Source organism: Mesorhizobium sp. B2-5-11, assembly GCF_006440835.1.
Lineage (GTDB): Bacteria > Pseudomonadota > Alphaproteobacteria > Rhizobiales > Rhizobiaceae > Mesorhizobium.
This window is the reverse complement of sequence record NZ_VFUK01000010.1, coordinates 42,073-60,556: the sequence shown is the minus strand read 5'-3', so window position 1 is coordinate 60,556 and position 18,484 is coordinate 42,073. Positions and strand designations below refer to the sequence as shown.

Genomic DNA, 18,484 nt, shown 5'->3' with positions numbered 1-18,484 from the left:
CATGATGCGAGCGAAACATAGAAAGGCGGGATCAAATCCCGCCTTTTCCTTGCAGGGCGTGATTACACGCGCGAAGCGGAATGGAATTGACATAGCGCAGGGACACAGGAGACCGCGGCGGTAAAAGGACCAACTTTTCAGCTTGGGACGGAAACTGTTGCAGACCTCTATCCTGAAAGAATATCGCGAGGCTCTCCTGCCTTGGTACACCATCTATCCGACTGTGCCGGAGTTCACCGCCACCGTCAGGCCCGAAAGCTATCAGGAATGGCTAAGAGGTCTGCCGGCTGACGATCCGGTGTCTCTCTATCTCCACATTCCGTTCTGCCGATCGATTTGCTGGTATTGCGGCTTCCCAACCACGATTGCCCGCAATCAGGGTCCGATCCTCGATTATCTGGCCGTTCTGCGTGACGAGATCCGTTTGGTCTGGCAGCAAGTGCAGCAGGGGCTCGTCGTGAACGACGTGCATTTCGGCGGTGGAACCCCGACCCTGATCGGAGCAGCGGAGTTCTTGGCCATGATCCAACTCCTGCGCCGCCGCTTCGCGTTCAGGGAGTCCGCGACAATCGCCGTCGAAATTGACCCGCGCACCTTCACGGCCGAGATTGCCGAAGCAATGGGAGCAGCCAATGTGAGCCGCGCGAGTCTCGGAGTGCAGAGCTTTGATCCGATTGTTCAAAAAGCGATAAACCGCGTCCAGAGCGAGGCGCAGACGGCCGCTGCCGTCGAAGAGCTGCGCCGGCATGGGGTAAGCGGCATCAACGTCGATCTCATTTTCGGTCTTCCGAATCAGACAGTAGAGTCCTGCGTCCAGACTGCGGCGGCAACTGTCGCCATGCGCCCCAACCGGCTTGCGGTGTTCGGCTACGCGCACATTCCATCGGTGATAAAGAATCAGCGCCTGATCGAGACGACTGCGCTGCCGGACAGCGTCGCCCGCGCCGAACAGGCTGCGGCCGTGGCCGAGACGCTGGTCGCCGCCGGCTACCAAGAGATCGGCCTCGACCATTTCGCCTTGCCGGACGACGAACTTACGCTGGCGCAGACCAGTGGTCGGCTACGGCGTAACTCGCTGGGTTACTCGGCCGACACCTGCAAAACCCTGATCGGTTTCGGCGCGTCGGCTATCGGGCGGGTCGGCGAGGGTTACGTCCAGAACGAGGTAACACGTGAGTCCTACAGCCGGCACATAGCAGCTGGCCGTTTGGCGACGTCAAAAGGCTACCGGCTCACAGACGACGACCGCGTGCGAGCCGTGATCATAGAGCGGCTGATGTGCGATTTGCGGGCCGATGTGCCGGCAATTTGTGCGGCCTTTGGATTCGATCCAACTCGCCTTCTCGATTCGGCTGCTGAACGCTTGGCGAAGCTGGCTGAGGATGGGATAGTGGACATTGAAAACGGTTTCATCCGGGTGCGGCAGGAGCATCGTTTCGTAGTTCGCGCTGTTGCTGCCGCATTCGATGCTTTTCTCGACCGGGTTGTTCCACAGCACAGCCAATCAGCGTGAGGTGCCAAAGCGATAAGCTCGTGCCGAACGGCAAGCTCCTAAAACCGCCGCAGGCCCCGGTCACGGCGCCCCCTGCGCGGATTGAAGTGTTTGACGGTCCCGAATGGACGAGCGTGTCGCCGATAACGCGACACAGTCATCGATGGTGACTTGTTTTGCGAGATGCCCGGCCGGTCGACGTCTTGTGCTTATGAATACTACTTTCGCAGGCAAGAAAACTGAGCGAAAACGACAAGATCGTCGGCGCGATGATCTCGTGGACGCGCGGCACGGTCGTGTCTTCTCATCAGTGATGAGGATCAACAGTTTTGGAGTTATGGGCAGAAACTACCCTAGCCTTAGCTAATAGCAACGTGGGAGGACCCGAGAATTCTAAAGCCATCAATATCCGCCAACGCAGCCAGCGCCGGGTGCGTCAAAACATGGCCAGCGACATCGATGACATATTTATGGGTGTCCAGCCGCTCGCATGTCGGACGCTCATAGACATTGAGAACGGCTAAATTATCCTTCGAGAACATGTTCAGGACACAACTGAGATTGCTCTGAAACGCGGAGGTGAAGTGTCGTCCGGTCAAATCCTGTCGGCGCAGGGGTCCTGCCCCCGAGCACCCACCACCGCTTAACGTTATGCAGCCCTTCTTCAATTCCTGTTCGCAATATCTGCAGATTGTACAGCTTGGCACCAAGCGCAGGACCAAATGCCGCTGTCGAGGGCGAGGCTTAGCGACTAAAGATGTCGCTCCCTTACGGCTCTCTCGCTCGACATTGGGCATGTTCTCGTCGAGCGACCCGGCCACCTCCTGCAAGGCTACGGCGTGGCCAAGCACCTTAGTGACTCATCGAGAAACTCGCATCCTTGCTGGCCATCAGGCTATAGCTCAAGACCTTCGGGTACTCGGCGATGACCCTGGGAGACCTCAAGCGCAGGACTTGGTCGAGGTAGAGAGTGGTTCCGACCAGAGAGGTCGTAGCTGGAACGCATGCAACGTCGACGCAGCCATTCTCATATGCTTCGAACAATCCGTCGTTGAACGGAACGAGTTCAACTTGGTCGCCAAAGAGGTCTAGCGAGGCTTGATGTGTCCAGGTCCCCTCAGGGCCAATGTACCCTACCCGCTTGATCGCGGAGGTGTCGACCGCTGGAGGCTGGCTGAATTGCTGGTTCATTTCCTCGGCACGCTCGATCGATAATGCGTCAGAGCCCTCATTCATGAAAATCACACGCACGGGTTCATGACCGAAAATATAGCATTGATCGGTGGAAGCGAGCGGACCCACAAGAAGCTCGCAGCTTGGTCTCGTTGTCCAGATTCGTTCTGATGCGCGCGGTCGCCGTCGGCATCTGCTACGTGAGAATCTACAGCAGAAAAAATAAGAGGGCTGGGACCCGCCCCTCCTCACTTGCAAACATCTTATTTCAGTAGAACTTGGCAGCTTCCCGCAAACCGCCGCCCGGTCAGCGGGAGATCCGTTTCTTGCCCGCTCCTATGGCGCGGTCAGTGGCACTTCTGCCCGGCTCTTGCCGGGCAGAGGCAGAAAAAGATCAGCCAGCTTTGCTGAGACTGCCTGCGGAGGACTTGCCGGTACGGCGGTCCTGTTCGACCTCGTAGTTGATCTTCTGGCCCTCATTAAGGGTCGAAAGGCCCGCTCGTTCGACAGCGGAAATGTGAACGAAAACGTCCTGACCTCCGTTGTCAGGCTGGATAAAACCGAATCCCTTGGTGCTGTTGAACCACTTCACCGTTCCAGTCGCCATAGTCGTATTCCTTTGTAACCATTCAATGTAGGCAGGCCATAGGCCAGGTCCGCTTCATATCTGAGATTTTAGGGGCAGCAAAAGCGAAAATAGCAAAAGCCCCGGTCAAATCGCAAATCGGCTCGCAAGCTCCATCATGACCGCCTCTCGCGGAAGCGTCTCCCCGCGCTGGCGTTCCGAATGGCAAAACAAGTCCTGCAACGCTCCGGTAAATTCCAGACCGCGTCTATCGCTGTTTGGAGTCGTGTTAGGGGACCAGCGATCGGCCGATGTGGGCAGGAGTACGCGGACGACCAGCAACTACAGGCGCGCGCTAACGCCACGATATTGGACATCTCCGAAGGGTAGCTCACCTAGCCACCTTTTTAAGCGGCGAGGGCTTCCCATTTCGGGCGGTGTAAGATGTCCGACAATGTCGGATACGTCACATAGCTGAGTCCGACAATCACATCGCCGAAACGGGGTTTTCTCATTTGGCACGGTTCGTGCGCAGTCATCGCAAACACGTCACGAGCCGAGGAGAGTCATCCAATGATCCCCAAAAAAATACCGTCTCACGTTTCCCAGATTAGCTCAAAGATGACGCTCGTGTCAGGCCTCGAAACATGTTGATGCCTCATCTGGCTCGGGGCTACCCACCGCTCCACTATCTCCCACTAAAGGGACGAGCACGCAGCACCCTCAACATAAGGGACAACTCACTTTGCCTCAAAACTTGCCCATCGGCCGGTCACCAAGAGACGCCGTCAGCAAACCTTCAGTCTGGCTCTTTTTGCGACCGCGCTGGCCTTCGTGAGCACCGCTCCGGTTCTGGCGGCTACCGATGACATCAAGGCGACGGCCAATCACGTCGCCGGCGAGTTTGACCGCGCGGTGGCCGAGATCGGTGGCTCGCACGACGCCTTCACCTCCTATGACTATACTGCCTACCACCCTGGCGCGCGCCGGTCAGATCAGCCAGCCAAGAGGTAACTAAGATGGACGTGCAAGAAACCAAGACAGCATGCCGGGACGCCTTCGCCGAACTGGCGTCGCCAGCGTGCATCCACGACCCGTATCCGTTTATGCGGTGGTAGCGCGAGCACGATCCGGTGCATCGCGCGGCCTCGGGCCTCTTTCTGTTGAGCCGCCACGCCGACATTTACTGGGCGCTCACGGCCACGGGCGATGCATTTCGGGGACCGGCGCCTGGCGAACTGGCGCGCTATTTCCCGCGTGCGGCGACCAGCCTGTCCCTCAATCTAATGGCGTCCACGATAGCGATGAAGGACCCACCGACGCATACGCGTCTGCGCCGGCTGATCTCTCGCGATTTCACCATGCGCCAGATCGACAACCTGCGGCCGAGCATCGCGCGCATCGTCGCAGCGCGCCTGGACGGCATGGCGCCCGCGCTGGAGCGCGGGGAGGCGGTGGATCTGCATCGGGAATTCGCGCTGGCCTTGCCCATGCTGGTCTTCGCCGAACTGTTCGGCCTGCCCCAGGACGACATGTTCGGGCTCGCCGCCGGCATCGGCGCCATTGTGGAAGGCCTGAGCCCGCACGCCAGCGATCCCCAGCTCGCCGCGGCGGACGCAGGCAGCGCCAGGGTGCAGGCCTACTTCGGCGACCTCATACAGCGCAAGCGCACCGATCCCCGCCATGACATCGTGTCGATGCTGGTCGGCGCACACGACGACGATGCCGACACGCTATCGGATGCAGAGTTGATCAGCATGCTGTGGGGCATGCTGCTGGGCGGCTTCACCACCACTGCTGCGGCCATCGACCACGCGGTCCTGGCGATGCTGGCTTATCCCGAACAGCGGCATTGGCTGCAGGGAGACGCCGTGGAGGTGAAGGCATTCGTCGAAGAAGTCCTGCGCCGCGACGCGCCCGTCCTGTTCAGCGCCACTCCGCGTATCGCCCAGCGCGACATCGAACTGGGCGGCGTGGTGATCCCGAAGAACGCGGACGTTCGCGTGCTGATCGCGGCCGGCAATCGCGACCCGGACGCCTTCGCCGATCCCGACCGCTTCGATGCCGTGCGGTTCTACGGCACCAATCCGGGCATGTCGACCGACGGGAAGATCATGCTCAGCTTCGGCCACGGCATCCACTTCTGCCCCGGTGCGCAACTGGCCCGGATGCAGTTGGCCGAGAGCCTGCCGCGGATCCAGGCGCGCTTCCCCACGCTGGCATTGGCCGAGCAGCCGACCCGGGAGCCCTCCGCGTTCCTTAGGACGTTCCTCGCGCTGCCGGTGCGGCTGAATGCGCAGGCAGGGGGCTGAGATGCGCGTCGTGGTCGACCAGGATCTGTGCGGAACCACCGGGCAGTGCGTGCTTACGCTGCCGGGCACCTTTCGCCAGCGCGAACCGGACGGCGTGGCTGAAGTGTGCGTGGCGACGGTCCCGCAGGCGTTGCACGTCGCCGTGCGGCTCGCGGCCAGCCAGTGCCCGGTCGCCGCCATTCGGGTCATCGAAAGCGACGCTGGCGATGACGAGCGCGCCAGCGCCGACGCTGCGCCTTCTCGGCGGAACCCGAGCGGCATGCCGCGAAAGACCAACAATCCAGAAGGACACGATGGGACGGTTTGAAGGCAAGGTGGCCGTGGTGACCGGCGCCAGCGCCGGCATCGGCAAGGCATGCGCCCTCGCCATCGCGCCGAGGGCGGCAGAGTGGTGGTGGCCGACATTGATGGCTCGGCGACCATCGCCTGCACCGCGCAGATCACGGCCGAAGCGGGCCACGCGCTGGCCCTGGCCATGGACATCGCCGATGCGCAGGCGGTGGCAGCGCTGTTCCAGACGGCGGAGCGGCATTTCGGTGAGGTCGGCTGCGTGAACAACGCGAGCTATGCATCTGACCCCGCGCGAGCGCGCGATGCTCGACCTGGATCTGGCGGTCTGGATCAGACCATGGCGACCAATCTGCGCGGCACGCTGCTCTGCTGCCGGCAGGCCATCCGACGGCTGATCGCCCGCGGCGGTGGCGCGATCGTCAACATGTCGTCGTGCCAGGGCTCAGCGGTGACACCGCCCAGACGTCCTACCCCGCGTCGAAGGCGGCGATGAACATGCTGTCGGCCTCGCACGCCATGCTGGCGCATGTGCGGACGTACGCCGACGGTGGCAACAGCCGCGCCGCGCGGCCTGCCGGCGACACCGTCGAAGCGGCCGCGGCGCCGCGCTGCTGATGGAGCTGATGAACATGCTGCTCAACCCGCTGAACCGTCGCCACCGGCTGCGGCACGACATCCCGGTCGTGCCCGGCGCTTTCCCCCTGGTCGGGCATCTTCCCGCCATCATCTGCGACCTGCCGCGCCTGCTGCGGCGCGCGGAACGGACGCTGGGCAGCTACTTCTGGCTGGATTTCGGCCCTGCCGGACACCTGATGACCTGCATGGATCCGGACGCGTTCGCACTGCTTCGGCACAAGGACGTGTCCTCGGCGCTGATCGAAGGGATCGCGCCCGAATTGCTTGGTGGAACGATGGTCGCCCAGGACGGCGGCGCGCACCGGCAGGCGCGCGATGCGATCAAGCCGGCGTTCCTGCCCAAGGGGCTGACCCAGGCCGGCATCGGCGACCTGTTCGAGCCCGTCATCCGGGCGCGTGTGCAGGCGTGGCGCGACCGCGGCGACGTAGCCATCCTGCGTGAAACCGGCGACCTGATGCTAAAGCTCATCTTCCGCCTCATGGGAGTCCCCGCGCAGGACCTGCCGGGATGGCATCGCAAGTACCGGCACCTGGTGCAGTTGATCGTCGCGCCCCCGATCGACCTGCCCGGACTGCCCTTGCGGCGCGGCCGCGCCGCCCGCGACTGGATCGACGCGCAGTTGCGCCAGTTCATCCGCGACGCGCGCGCGCATGCCGCGCGCACCGGGTTGATCAAGGACATGGTGAGCGCCTTCGATCGCAGCGACGATGCGCTCTCCGATGACGTCCTGGTCGCCAATATCCGCTTGCTGCTGCTTGGCGGTCACGAGACCACCGCCTCGACGATGGCCTGGATGGTGATCGAGCTGGCGCGGCAGCCTGTGCTGTGGGACGCCCTGGTCGAAGAGGCGCAACGCGTGGGCGCGGTGCCGACCCGGCACGCGGACCTAGCGCAGTGTCCGGTCGCCGAGGCGCTGTTCCGCGAGACGCTGCGCCTGCATCCGGCGGTCACGCTCCTGCCGCGTCAAGCGCTGCAGGAATTGCAACTCGGCCAATGGCGCATTCCCGCGGGTACCCATCTGTGCATCCCGCTGCTGCATTTCTCGACCTCGGCGCTGCTGCACGAGGCGCCTGATCAGTTCCGCCTGGCGCGATGGCTGCAACGCACGGACCCGATCCGGCCGGTGGACATGCTGCAGTTCGGTACCGGCCCACACGTCTGCATCGGCTACCACCTGGTATGGCTGGAACTAGTGCAGTTCTGCATCGCCTTGGCCCTGACCATGCACAAGGCCGGGGTGCGGCCGCGGTTGCTGAGCGACGTCGAAAAAGGCCGGCGCTATTACCCGACCGCAAATCCGTCCATGAAAATCCGCATCGGATTCTCATGAGCTGGCATCGCATGCCCCGTGTGGCGAGGCAGCGGCGAGCGACGCGCAGCATTGCTGCACTCGGCGCGCGCGCTCGGTGCGACGCCGGCAACAGCGCGGCGGTCGCCGCTCTCCGAGGCCGTCTCCTGTCAGGCACAAGGACATGAACAACATGCAAGCCGGTTCCAAGCCACATGACGACCGAACTGGCGTTTCCGCGATCGGGGGATTGGGCGCGCAGGCGCGCGGCGCATCCGGCAGGCTGCTGCCGGAGATCTGGATGCAGGACGGCGCAAAGGGGGTCGAACAGGCGCTGGCGCGTCTTCTGTGCGCCGAAGACGATGGCGAGACCGAGCTGATGGCGGCGATGCGCTACGCCACCTTGCATGGCGGGAAGCGCACGCGCGCCTTGCTCTGTCTGGCTGCCGGCGCACTGGCCGATACGCCGGCGCACGTGCTCGAGGACGTCGGCGCCGCCATCGAGATGATCCACGCCTGTACCCTGGTCCACGACGACCTGCCCGCGATGGACAACGACGTGCTTCGCCGCGGCCTTCCGACTGTGCACGTCAAGTTCGGCGAAGCCACTGCGATCCTGGTCGGCGATGCGCTGCAGGCGCACGCCTTCCTCACCCTGGCGAGCCTGGATGCGCCGGGCGACAACCGTATCGCGCTCGTGCACGAACTGGCACAGGCGGTGTCCGCCGAGGGTGCCGCAGGCGGGCAGGCCAAGGATCTGTCGCTGGTCGGAAAGCATGTCGAGCTGGACAGGATCGTGGCGATGCACCGGATGAAGAGCGGAGCGCTGGTGCGCGCGTCCGTTCGCATGGGCGCGCTATGCGCCATCACGGAGGATGCCGCGCACGCCGCGCTGTACAGTGCGCTCGATCGCTACAGCGCCTGTTTCGGCCTGGCGCTGCAGGTGGTTGACGACATTCTCGACGCGACAGCGGATGCCGCGACGCTGGGCAAGACACCCGGCAAGGACGCTGCGGCGCAGAAGCCGACCTGCGCGTCGATCATGGGGCTGCAAGCAGCGCGCCAGTTTGCGCTGGATCTGTTGCGCGACGCCGGGGAGGCCATCGCCCCGCTGGGGCCGCGTGCGGAACCGTTGGCGCAGATGCTGCAGCGGGCCACCGCGTATCTGTTAAAGCACGCGCCATGCGCATGAGGCGCCCCGTCCGCATGGAGTCGCCCCTGTGCCGCGCGATCGGCCGGCGACAGCGGTGGATGCTGCACTCTGTCCGAGTCCGCGGCGCCGATCGCAGCGGTTGCCCAGCACGGCCGTGTCACGCGGCGCGCGGCGCTAGCCTATTGGGCGAACCGACGCCAGCCGCGCGTCGCCGCGCCGGAGCAGGGCGGCCGTCCGGCGCTGCCCACGCGCCTGGCCGCGACGGGCCTGCGGCGACGTGCGCGGCGTCTGCCCGATCTTGGTTCTCGTCAACCTTCTGCAGAAGGAACATCCCGCGTGAACGCGCTGTCCGAACAGATCCTTTCCGAATTGCGCCACTTGCTGAGCGAGATGAGCGACGGCGGCAGCGTCGGTCCGTCCGTCTACGACACGGCGCGAGCGCTGCAGTTCCACGGCAACGTCACCGGTCGGCAGGACGCATACGCCTGGCTGATCGCGCAGCAACAGGCCGATGGCGGATGGGGAAGCGCGGACTTCCCGCTGTTTCGCCATGCGCCCACGTGGGCGGCGTTGCTGGCATTGCAGCGCGCTGACCCTCTTCCCGGCGCTGCCGACGCAGTCCAGGCTGCAACCCGGTTCCTCGAACGCCAACCCGATCCCTACGCGCATGCGGTGCCGGAAGACGCGCCGATCGGCGCGGAGCTGATCCTGCCGCAGTTGTGCGGCGAGGCCGCATCCTTGCTGGGCAGCATGGCGTTTCCGCGCCACCCGGCGCTGTTGCCGTTGCGGCAAGCCTGCCTGGTCAAGCTGGGGGCGGTGGCGACGTTGCCGAGCGGCCATCCATTGCTGCACTCCTGGGAAGCCTGGGGGACGTCGCCGACCACCGCATGCCCGGATGAAGACGGCAGCATCGGCATCAGTCCGGCGGCCACCGCCGCGTGGCGTGCGCACGCCGTGACACAAGGGAGCAGGCCGCAGGTCGGGTGCGCCGACGCGTATCTGCAGGCGGCATCGCGGGCGACGCGCAGCTGCATCGAAGGTGTCGTTCCCAGCGTCTGGCCGATCAATGTGTTTGAGCCATGCTGGTCGCTGTACACCCTGCATCTGGCCGGGCTGTTCGCGCATCCCGCGCTCGCCGAGGCGATGCGCGTGATCGTCGCGCAGCTCGACGCCCGCCTGGGCGTGCGCGGTCTGGGCCCGGCCTTGCACTTCGCGGCCGATGCGGACGACACCGCCGTTGCGTTGTGCGTCCTGCGCCTTGCAGGCCGCGACCCGGCGGTCGATGCGTTGCGCCATTTCGAAATCGGCGAGCTGTTCGTCACCTTTCCCGGCGAGCGCAATGCCTCAGTGTCGACCAACATACATGCCCTGCATGCATTGCGACTATTGGGAAAGCCCGACGCCGGCACCGGCGCCTACGTCGAGGCCAATCGCAACCCACACGGTCTATGGGACAACGAAAAATGGCACGTTTCGTGGCTGTATCCCACCGCGCATGCGGTCGCTGCGCTGGCGCAAGGCAAGCCCCAGTGGCGCGACGAGCGCGCGCTAGCGGCGCTGCTGCAGGCGCAGCGTGACGACGGCGGCTGGGGCGCCGGTCGCGCGTCCACATTCGAGGAAACCGCCTATGCGCTGTTCGCGTTGCACGTGATGGACGGGAGCGAAGAGCCGACAGAGCGCCGGCGCATCGCGCAGGCGGTGGGGCGTGCGCTGGAGTGGATGCTCGCCCGCCATGCGGCGCATGCCTTACCGCAGACGCCGCTGTGGATCGGCAAGGAACTGTATTGCCCCATCCGGGTCGTGCGCGTGGCCGAACTCGCCGGGTTGTGGCTGGCGCTTCATTGGGGGCGGCGCGTCCTGGCCGGGGGAGCAGGAGCGTCGCCATGATCCAGACCGAACGGGCGTTGCAGCAGGTGCTGGAGTGGGGGCGTTCCCTGACCGGGTTCGCCGACGAGCATGCGATGGAAGCGGTCAGGGGCGGCCAGTACATCCTGCAGCGCATCCACCCGAGCCTGCGTGAGACCAGCGCCCGCACCGGCCGCGATCCGCAGGACGAAATGCTGATCGTGACGTTCTATCGCGAACTGGCGCTGCGCTGGAGGCCGATGGACTCATCGTCCATCTCAATCCGCTGCAGGAAGCGGTACAGCCGGAGGGCGACAGCGACTGGCGCGGCGTCCTGGCGCAGATCGCTCGCGCCGCGCGTTGCGTGGGCGTGCCGATCGTGGCCAAGGAAGTGGGGTCGGGCCTGTCCGCCTCGGTGGCCTGTGTGCTCGTCGAGGCGGGCGTGGCGGTGATCGATGTCGCCGGCGCCGGCGGCACCTGTTGGGCCGCGGTGGAGGGCGAGCGCGCCCGCGATGCCGCCGACCGTGCAGTGGCGCTGGCCTTCGCCGATTGGGGGATTCCGACCCCGGCCAGCGTGCAGGCGGTACGTCGGGCGCTGCCGGCGGTGAAGCTGATCGCGTCGGGCGGAATCCGCGACGGCGTCGACGTGGCCAAGGCCATTCGCCTGGGCGCGGACATCGCTGGGCAGGCGGCCGGCGTGCTGCGCGCGGCGACGGTGTCCACCGAGGCGGTTGTCGCGCATTTCGAGATCGTCATCCGCCAGTTGGCCGTCGCCTGTTTCTGCACCGGCTCGGCCGATCTGGCGGCATTACGTCAGGCGCGCTTGTTGCCCTCGGCGCATCTGCCCGCCGGTTGATGCGGGCGTCGTCCGCACGTGGCGGCGGGGCACCTAGAAGGCCGCTGAAATACCTACGCCAGCCCGATCCGGCTTATGGTCAATGAAGCGCGAATACGTGCACATCCAACTTAAGAGACGGCAGGAAGCCGCCGCGTCGCAGGAAGGAGCCGGGTAATCTTCGCCGCCCTGCCCTGTCGGTTCATTCAGCGGTGGCGGCGCACACTGCCACCTGCCCGAACGGAGATTGGCTCCGGCAAGAGCTTTTTCCGCTGCGAAGTGGCGAGCGACGCGGAAGCATGATTGGGAACGCGAACACTCGGCGACGAAAATCCTGAAGCAGCGGGCGAGCATTCATTGTCCCTTTCCTAGGCAGTTAGCAGCAGCAGCAGTCCTAGGGCCAACGCGATGGGACCCAAGAGAAGGCAGGCCGGAACAACGCTCCTTCCAATGCAATTGCGAATTTTGGACGTTTGCTTTGGCCGCATTCTGACGACGGTTTCCTGTCAAGCGACGCACGCGTGGGCGGCGCATTCAGACATTGAATGGTGATGGCTCGAACGAAGTTCTCGTTGTACTGACCCTTCCGAGCCCGCCGCCGATAAAAAAGCGCGATCTGAGCCGACGGATTTGCAAGCAGACACGGGCCCCCTCGCCCCCTTCGGATGCTGCCAGCCGGTGATGGCCACGAGTGCTGTCTAGGTTAGCAAGATCCTCTTCCATGCTCCCGACGGATTGTGGCCAGGTAGCGCGATTTACGCTTGGTCATGCACTCAGGACTTGAAGATCCTGCACTCAGGATATGACAGTGCATCCTTGGCATCGCGGGCGCATGAATAAGGCGGGATTTCGATGATGAGGGCCGCAGCGGGCATTGGCAGTTCGCTCGTGCTGATCATATTTCATCCACGAAGAATAACACCACTAGGCCAATCTCGAGGCTACAGTGGAACAATCCTAAGACAGGGCTTCCAGACATTGTAGGTGACGCATCGCTTTATCCTTAGCCCCCTGCGCCGGCACCACCCACACGCGCGAAGCTACGCGGTCGAAGTGCGTTTCGACGGTTGCCCATCGACTCGACGCCATCTGACCCGCCGTCTTCCCTCTAATCAAACGGAGGTGCCTTTGCTCCGCTTCAGGCTTGGTCAGTACGGCTTGGCGCGGTTGCCATTCGGCGATCCCAACCTCTAAGTTCCCGGCGGCCGGTGCAGCACCGACGATGGTCGCATAAAGAGAAAGTGCCGTGATCAAGATGACGTTCATAACTTGCCTCTAATCGGTTGTTATAATCACCGCCCTTCTGGCACGCGCACCTGACGGCAGCCTGAAAGCCGCCGGAACATTTGCGCTACGGCGTTCAGCCTATTGTCAGGTTCCGTCAATAGGGCACGAACCCTGCCCAATTATTGGAGCTCGGCATGCGAATTTTGCTCATTGAAGACAGCGAGGACTTTGGCAGCGCTGTACGAGAACATATGATAGCTGATGGCCACGCGGTTGAATGGGCCAAGGACCTGTCCGAAGCGCGGTATCACGCAAGTGGGATTCCCTACGGGCTTGTTCTGCTCGATATTAACCTGCCAGACGGTAACGGCCTGGACTACTTGCGGGAGATGAGGAAGGGGCGTGATTCGACACCCGTCATCATCGTGACAGCTCGCCATACGGTCGAGGACCGCATCGAGGGGCTCAATGCTGGTGCCGCCGACTACTTGGTCAAGCCGTTCGATCCCCGCGAACTTTCCGCGCGCATTCATGCCGTGGCGCGTAGTCACGGGAACTTCCCGAAGCCATATTCTGTCGGGGCGCTGTCCATAAACGCGGCTGAGCGGCGCGTCGCCCTCGACGGGCAGCCGGTCAACCTGACTGCACGCGAATGGGCGATTCTCGACTGCGTTCTATCCCGACCCGGAGCGGTAGTTTTGAAGAGGAAGATCGAGGAAGAACTCCTTTCCTTAGGTTCGGAAAGTGAGAGCAATACCGTGGAGGTTTATGTTAGCCGGCTCCGCAAGAAGATCGGCAGGGACCGAATAGCGACACTGCGTGGCTTGGGGTACAGTTTCGTGGAAGAATCACGGAACGGCCTCGGAGACCCTGTCGATCTTGTCCAAAAGGTTCGGTCAGTCGTTGATGACTTCTTGAAAAAGCCGTGGTTTGCCGGACGGCTAATCCTTGACGTCGACGGCTGCCCCGCCTGGGAGTGCAAAGCAGACCACGCCGTTAGAATTCCCGTCGTGCTTCGATGCCTCATCGACAACGCACTCACACATGGACTGCCCGATATCCCGACGACAGTTTCCGTCAGAGCTGATGGAACCATCGCCATTGTAAACGCAGGACCGGTGGTGCCCCTCCCAGACCTTGACGAGATAACAGAGCGTTTTGTGCGTCTGGCGACTCGGGCAACTGTCCCAGGCCAGGGTCTACCCGTCGCTAATTATGTTATCAAGAAGGTCGGTGGCAGCCTTGAACTTGCCTCGCCTGCCACGGGTCGCGGGGATGGTTTTGAGGCGATTATTCGAATCCCTCGATGACCCTGGTTTGCTGCAGCGACCAGGTTGGGCGTAGGAAGCATTGTACGCTGCTGGGCAACGGGAATGTCAAACAGGGGCGGTAACCAAACCCGCGGTGGGCCGGCTCGCCAGAGGAAGGCAGCTTTGGCGGGGCACACCACATCCCAATCCACTGGCGTGAGACAAGCATGCCACGGCCCCGCCCCAAGCCAACCCGTTCGGCAGAGCTCGGCGCTTCCTTGAGCTAATCATAGTCTTCCATATGGCTGTTGCCGGAGAACCGAAGACGGCTTGCTGAAATGATCCAGTTGTTCCAGACCTCGGCCTTTAGCCCTAGTCAGCACCGGCGCGCCGGTTTCCCAGATCAATTTGCTGACACGATTGCCCCCTTCGTCATAGACAAACTCGTTGCCCTTCGGCCAGGTGTAGCCAACGCCACCAAGAAACACGACGCTCCTGTCGGGCACTGAATAGATGGTCGAATGCGCCGCCATTTGTGCAGAACGTGCCGAAAGCAAGAATAGCAAATGATGATGTGCAGCGATTCATGGGGCCGCCTCCTCAGGATAGCCGTTGGTGATCTCTCGTTGAACGACGGCGGCTCTCAGCGACCGTTCGCAGACGTTGTTTGTCGCGGCGACCATTCCTGGGCATTGGTGCAAAGACGTTGAACTCCGATGCGATGTTCAGGACGGCTTAGTCATTGCCCTTTGCCCGGTGCGTTGCATAGCACCGCGCGGGCCGCCCACTACCGCGTTGCCGGGCCATATTGAGATTTGGCCCGGCACGAGAGGCGGCACTCGTGGCCAGAGAGGTTGCACCGGCGGCCAGCCCTGTCAAAATGCCGAAGTTGGTGATCCGGCAGGACGCCTATGCTTTTCCCGCTCGTTGGCGAGGTAGCGGTCCAAATAGTGCATGTTAGCCGCACCTGAAACCACTCGTTTGCCGACAACGACCGCCGGCCCGCCGTGGATGGACAGCTTCTTGGCGAGCGCGGAATTGTGCTTGACGGTGTTTACGATTCCGGGGTCCTTGATGTCCCGCTTGAGTCGCTCAACGTCGAGGCCCTCGTCTCGTGCGATATCCAAAATGTCGGATCCGCTGAGCCGGAGGCTAGTAGCCATTAGGCGGTGATGGAACGCCTCAAATTTTCCCTGTTTGCTGGCGGCGAGCACCGCCCGTGCAGCAAATTTGGAACCCGGTCTCGTGCTCGAATAAGGTATGTAGTAAACCTTCAGCTCGGGATCATGCTTGAGGGCTTGCTGGATCGTACGGTCTACCGCGCGGCGCTGCGGGTCGTTGGAGTCCAAAAATACGGCGATATGGTGGTCGCCATTTGGGTTGCCAGCAGTTGGCGCAGCTGGGTCGTTGAAGAGTGCGTCGTGCCGGTCTGAAATGACCTTCTCCCTATCCTTGCGGAGCTGGCTATTGTATTCGTGCTGGAGCACTAAGTGTGTGACAGTTGGACCATATTTCGCCAGCAGGGAAACCAGCAGCAGTAGGGCTGAAAGGGCGATCCGGCCGGCTTTTAGATTAATCATGGGGAGTTCCAATTAACGGTGAATGGCAGGGCAGTAACAGCCGGCTTGTGACACCCGGACCTGACAGCAGCCTGACAACCTCAGGACATTTGCGTCACGCGGCGTTGAGCGTAGAGTCACGTTCAGAAAGACTCCGCCCTCGAACTGTCGCCCGGCCCCCCTGATGCCACTACGCTCGTCGAAGACGGCAAGGATCTTGGCCGCGGCTGTACGCGAACTTACGATGGTGGCCACGCGGTCGATTGGGCCAAGGTCCTGTCCAAAGCGCGGTTTCGCGGGCCCAGCGCTAGCCACGCGGTCGGCGATCCTTCTGTCGTGAATTTTACTCATGCTGCCGGCGAGCGCCGCCATGCCCCGGTGACGCCGACGATATCACCTTAAGCGGCAAGCGCTTCCCGTAAACTGGCGTTCGATGTCGGACAATGTCGGATCGGCAACATAGCAGAATCCGATTACTCACGTTGCCGAGACGAGTTTCTTGTTTGGCACGGCATGTGCGCGATCCCGCAAACGCCTCACAGACTAAAGAGAAGTCATCCGATGATCACCCACCAAAGAATGCCCTCACATTGATTCACTCAAGATGACGCTCGCGTCTGGCCTCGCAAAATACTGATGGCTCAGTTGGCCCTGCGCTGCCCACCGATCCAGTTTGTCCCGCAAGGGCGTCGAGGACGCAGCATCGGCAAAATGAGGGGCAACTCCTTTGCCTCGAACTTTGCGCATCGCCCGGCAACTACAAGCTAGGCGGTCGATGAACCTTCGGTCTGGCGCTTCGGTTATGGCGGCCAGCGATGACATCAAGGCGACGAATTTTCTGCTCGACAAAGGCATGGAAGTGGTCCTAGTCCCCGATCACCGCGCGCCAACTATCACCCATATGGTGCGGTACAAGATCGGCAGCGCCGACGAGCCCGCCCGGGAAATTCGGCGAACGGGCATTTCCTCGAGCATCTGATTGGCGGCGGCGATCAATCATGCCGCCGGCGAGTTGGACCGCCCGGCGGTCGATATCGGCGGATCGCTGCATGCTTCCAGCTCTCACGCCTGTACCGCCGCGCGGTGTTGCAGCTCGGCGCGCCACATGGCGATGGCGACGGGCCGTGCGCAATGTAATGACATTCGACCGGTTCTGACCCGCTCGGGAAAGGATGGCATTCGAGATGAACTCGCTGGCATTGTCGCTGGCGAGGAGCCGGCCCAATTCCCGGGCAGTCAACTGCCCTCGACCGTGCCGATTAGCGCGCCTTTGCCATGCCGGCGGATTAGCGTGGCCGACCTTACTTCGGCGTGACGCAAGCAATTTCTGCACCAGACGCGCAAGGTATGCCACTCCCTCAAACCGCTCAGCGGCACCTCTAGTCTATGCCGGCATGTAGGCTGCTCCCATCGCGACGGCGTGCGGCAACTCTTCTGGGTCTTGACCCTGTCGGCGATATTATCCGACCGAGGCCAAAAACCTCGCGGCTGTACGCGAACTTACGATGGTGGCGACGCGGTCGATTGGCCAAGGTCCTGTCCGAAGCGCGGTGTTGCGGGCCCAGCGCTAGCCACGCGGTCGGCGATCCTTCTGTCGTGAATTTTACTCATGCTGCCGGCGAGCGCCGCTATGCCCCGGTACGACGATATCACCTTAAGCGGCAAGCGCTTCCCTTAAACTGGCGTTCGATGTCGGACAATGTTGGATCGGCAACATAGCAGAGTCCGATTACTCACGTTGCCGAGACGAGTTTCCTGTTTGGCACGGCATGTGCGATCCCGCAAACGCCTCACAGACTAAAGAGAAGTCATCCGATGATCACCCACCAAAGAATGCGCTCACATTGATTCACTCAAGATGACGCTCGCGTCAGGTCTCGCAAAATACTGATGGCTCAGCTGGCCCTGCGCTGCCCACGCATCCATTTTGTCCCGCAAGTGCGTCGAGGACGCAGCATCGGCGAAATGAGGGGCAACTCACACTTCGCCTCGAACTTTGCCCATCGCCGGTAACGTGGAACTTCGGTCTGGCTGGGTGCACAAGGCCACATTTTGCGACGGCGCTGACCTTCGCGACCACCGCTTCGGTTCTGGCGGTCACCAATGACAGAGCCGGTCGATCGCAGCCCGGGCCAGCTTCTCTCCGGAATGAGCGTCAACGAGCGCGACTCTGCGGCAGGCAAAATGTCAGGTTCACTACAACCTATATCTGAGCACCGTCGAGGTTTTCAAAGCAAACGGCGCTTATTGGGCGCTGAGGTGTTGGCACGGCCTTTGCAAATTGGAGGTGGCAACATCGAGCGAGGTGTTTCGCCTTGTTGCCGGACAGCGAAGTCAAAGCTTCGGAAGGTTTCAGCGGGAAGGAACTCAAAGGATAATTGCGTTCTCTCTGCCGGCAAGGATGAAGAGAACGAGCACGGTAGCATACGCGGTTGATTACGTTGGCGTAATTTACTGCACAATTTTTCTTGTCTTTTGGTTACCCATCTCTCGATGAGAGCATAAACAGAAGAGAAAACAATGAGTGCTGAAGGTAAAAAGAGACGCGGTGTATCTGGCCTCTCAAATGCGCGGAATATTGCATTCCGCTATGGTGGTAGGCCTTCAAACTACAGTTTGGCGATAGGGCACACGACTCATCCGCGTCTGGGCGGTTCGCTGTTCCTCAACGCTATGATCCTGGGGCAAATGCTGCCAGGATTTAACCCAAGTGAACGTATGTTGAAGGCTGCGGACGCTTGTATTGAGGTATGCCCCGCTCTTGGTGCGCCTTTCCACTGAAAGAAGCCGAGAAACCGCAAATGACTTGGCAGATGGTATGAACCCAATTGTAGGCGGGCTGTGCCGCCCTTCGTCT

Annotated in this window: 14 protein-coding genes and 4 pseudogenes; 13 read left to right on the top strand and 5 right to left on the bottom strand. The window is 62.3% G+C overall.

Annotated elements, in window-relative coordinates; translation table 11 throughout:
- Positions 1-157 precede the first annotated feature (157 nt).
- The gene (hemN, locus tag FJ490_RS25940; protein ID WP_064994188.1) at positions 158-1,513 is read left to right on the top strand and encodes an oxygen-independent coproporphyrinogen III oxidase; all 1,356 of its coding nucleotides are present in this window, start codon (positions 158-160) and stop codon (positions 1,511-1,513) included.
- Positions 1,514-2,344: 831 nt separating this feature from the next.
- Here hemN and FJ490_RS25935 read toward each other — a convergent pair.
- Positions 2,345-2,794, bottom strand: coding sequence for a prephenate dehydratase domain-containing protein (locus tag FJ490_RS25935; RefSeq protein ID WP_140698304.1), 450 nt, complete (start codon positions 2,792-2,794; stop codon positions 2,345-2,347).
- A gap of 265 nt (positions 2,795-3,059) precedes the next feature.
- On the bottom strand, positions 3,060-3,272 hold the full coding sequence (locus FJ490_RS25930) for a cold-shock protein (protein WP_008874821.1): 213 nt from the start codon (positions 3,270-3,272) through the stop codon (positions 3,060-3,062).
- A 792-nt stretch (positions 3,273-4,064) separates the two neighbouring features.
- Here FJ490_RS25930 and FJ490_RS33310 point away from each other — a divergent pair.
- The 10 genes and pseudogenes from FJ490_RS33310 to FJ490_RS25890 form a co-directional block, all read left to right on the top strand.
- A complete protein-coding gene (locus FJ490_RS33310) occupies positions 4,065-4,244 on the top strand; it encodes a hypothetical protein (protein ID WP_224684594.1) in 180 nt (59 codons plus the stop codon).
- Between the two features lie 5 nt (positions 4,245-4,249).
- A pseudogene (locus FJ490_RS25920) lies at positions 4,250-5,542 on the top strand (cytochrome P450).
- A gap of 1 nt (position 5,543) precedes the next feature.
- Positions 5,544-5,849, top strand: a pseudogene (locus tag FJ490_RS32850) (ferredoxin).
- An 87-nt stretch (positions 5,850-5,936) separates the two neighbouring features.
- A complete protein-coding gene (locus FJ490_RS32845) occupies positions 5,937-6,326 on the top strand; it encodes an SDR family NAD(P)-dependent oxidoreductase (RefSeq protein ID WP_176479560.1) in 390 nt (129 codons plus the stop codon).
- On the top strand, positions 6,323-6,448 hold the full coding sequence (locus FJ490_RS33585) for a hypothetical protein (RefSeq protein WP_263483495.1): 126 nt from the start codon (positions 6,323-6,325) through the stop codon (positions 6,446-6,448). Before FJ490_RS32845 ends, FJ490_RS33585 begins: the two co-directional genes overlap by 4 nt.
- Before the next feature lie 8 nt (positions 6,449-6,456).
- Positions 6,457-7,800: a cytochrome P450 gene (locus FJ490_RS25910; RefSeq protein ID WP_064994225.1), complete on the top strand. Its 1,344-nt coding sequence runs from the start codon at positions 6,457-6,459 to the stop codon at positions 7,798-7,800.
- Positions 7,801-7,951: 151 nt separating this feature from the next.
- Entirely contained in the window at positions 7,952-8,950 is a 999-nt protein-coding gene (locus FJ490_RS25905; protein ID WP_064994191.1) for a polyprenyl synthetase family protein, read from the top strand.
- Between the two features lie 297 nt (positions 8,951-9,247).
- Positions 9,248-10,798: a hypothetical protein gene (locus tag FJ490_RS25900; RefSeq protein WP_064994192.1), complete on the top strand. Its 1,551-nt coding sequence runs from the start codon at positions 9,248-9,250 to the stop codon at positions 10,796-10,798.
- Positions 10,795-11,004 (top strand): annotated as a pseudogene (locus FJ490_RS25895) (hypothetical protein); the annotation flags it as partial. The gene FJ490_RS25900 and the pseudogene FJ490_RS25895, both read left to right, overlap by 4 nt.
- Positions 11,004-11,612: pseudogene (locus FJ490_RS25890) on the top strand (alpha-hydroxy-acid oxidizing protein); the annotation flags it as partial. The pseudogenes FJ490_RS25895 and FJ490_RS25890, both read left to right, overlap by 1 nt.
- Before the next feature lie 936 nt (positions 11,613-12,548).
- Here FJ490_RS25890 and FJ490_RS25885 read toward each other — a convergent pair.
- Positions 12,549-12,857: a hypothetical protein gene (locus FJ490_RS25885; protein WP_064994193.1), complete on the bottom strand. Its 309-nt coding sequence runs from the start codon at positions 12,855-12,857 to the stop codon at positions 12,549-12,551.
- Positions 12,858-13,012: 155 nt separating this feature from the next.
- Between FJ490_RS25885 and FJ490_RS33665 the strand changes: the two genes are divergently transcribed.
- Positions 13,013-14,128: a response regulator gene (locus FJ490_RS33665; protein WP_064994194.1), complete on the top strand. Its 1,116-nt coding sequence runs from the start codon at positions 13,013-13,015 to the stop codon at positions 14,126-14,128.
- Between the two features lie 227 nt (positions 14,129-14,355).
- Here the strand turns inward: FJ490_RS33665 and FJ490_RS25875 are convergent, their stop codons facing one another.
- The gene (locus FJ490_RS25875) at positions 14,356-14,601 is read right to left on the bottom strand and encodes a hypothetical protein (protein ID WP_064994195.1); all 246 of its coding nucleotides are present in this window, start codon (positions 14,599-14,601) and stop codon (positions 14,356-14,358) included.
- 342 nt (positions 14,602-14,943) lie between these two features.
- A complete protein-coding gene (locus FJ490_RS25870) occupies positions 14,944-15,648 on the bottom strand; it encodes a DsbA family protein (RefSeq protein WP_064994196.1) in 705 nt (234 codons plus the stop codon).
- 781 nt (positions 15,649-16,429) lie between these two features.
- Between FJ490_RS25870 and FJ490_RS25865 the strand changes: the two genes are divergently transcribed.
- Positions 16,430-16,606: a hypothetical protein gene (locus FJ490_RS25865; RefSeq protein ID WP_224655962.1), complete on the top strand. Its 177-nt coding sequence runs from the start codon at positions 16,430-16,432 to the stop codon at positions 16,604-16,606.
- Positions 16,607-18,484: the final 1,878 nt, after the last annotated feature.

Bases quoted from the DNA above. Each gene is read 5' to 3' on its own strand.
- FJ490_RS25930 (WP_008874821.1), bottom strand. From the start codon at position 3,272: ATGGCGACTGGAACGGTGAAGTGGTTCAACAGCACCAAGGGATTCGGT.
- FJ490_RS33585 (WP_263483495.1), top strand. From the start codon at position 6,323: ATGAACATGCTGTCGGCCTCGCACGCCATGCTGGCGCATGTGCGGACG.
- FJ490_RS25910 (WP_064994225.1), top strand. From the start codon at position 6,457: ATGAACATGCTGCTCAACCCGCTGAACCGTCGCCACCGGCTGCGGCAC.
- FJ490_RS25905 (WP_064994191.1), top strand. From the start codon at position 7,952: ATGCAAGCCGGTTCCAAGCCACATGACGACCGAACTGGCGTTTCCGCG.
- FJ490_RS25885 (WP_064994193.1), bottom strand. From the start codon at position 12,857: ATGAACGTCATCTTGATCACGGCACTTTCTCTTTATGCGACCATCGTC.
- FJ490_RS33665 (WP_064994194.1), top strand. From the start codon at position 13,013: ATGCGAATTTTGCTCATTGAAGACAGCGAGGACTTTGGCAGCGCTGTA.
- FJ490_RS25875 (WP_064994195.1), bottom strand. From the start codon at position 14,601: ATGGCGGCGCATTCGACCATCTATTCAGTGCCCGACAGGAGCGTCGTG.
- FJ490_RS25870 (WP_064994196.1), bottom strand. From the start codon at position 15,648: ATGATTAATCTAAAAGCCGGCCGGATCGCCCTTTCAGCCCTACTGCTG.
- FJ490_RS25865 (WP_224655962.1), top strand. From the start codon at position 16,430: ATGGCGGCCAGCGATGACATCAAGGCGACGAATTTTCTGCTCGACAAA.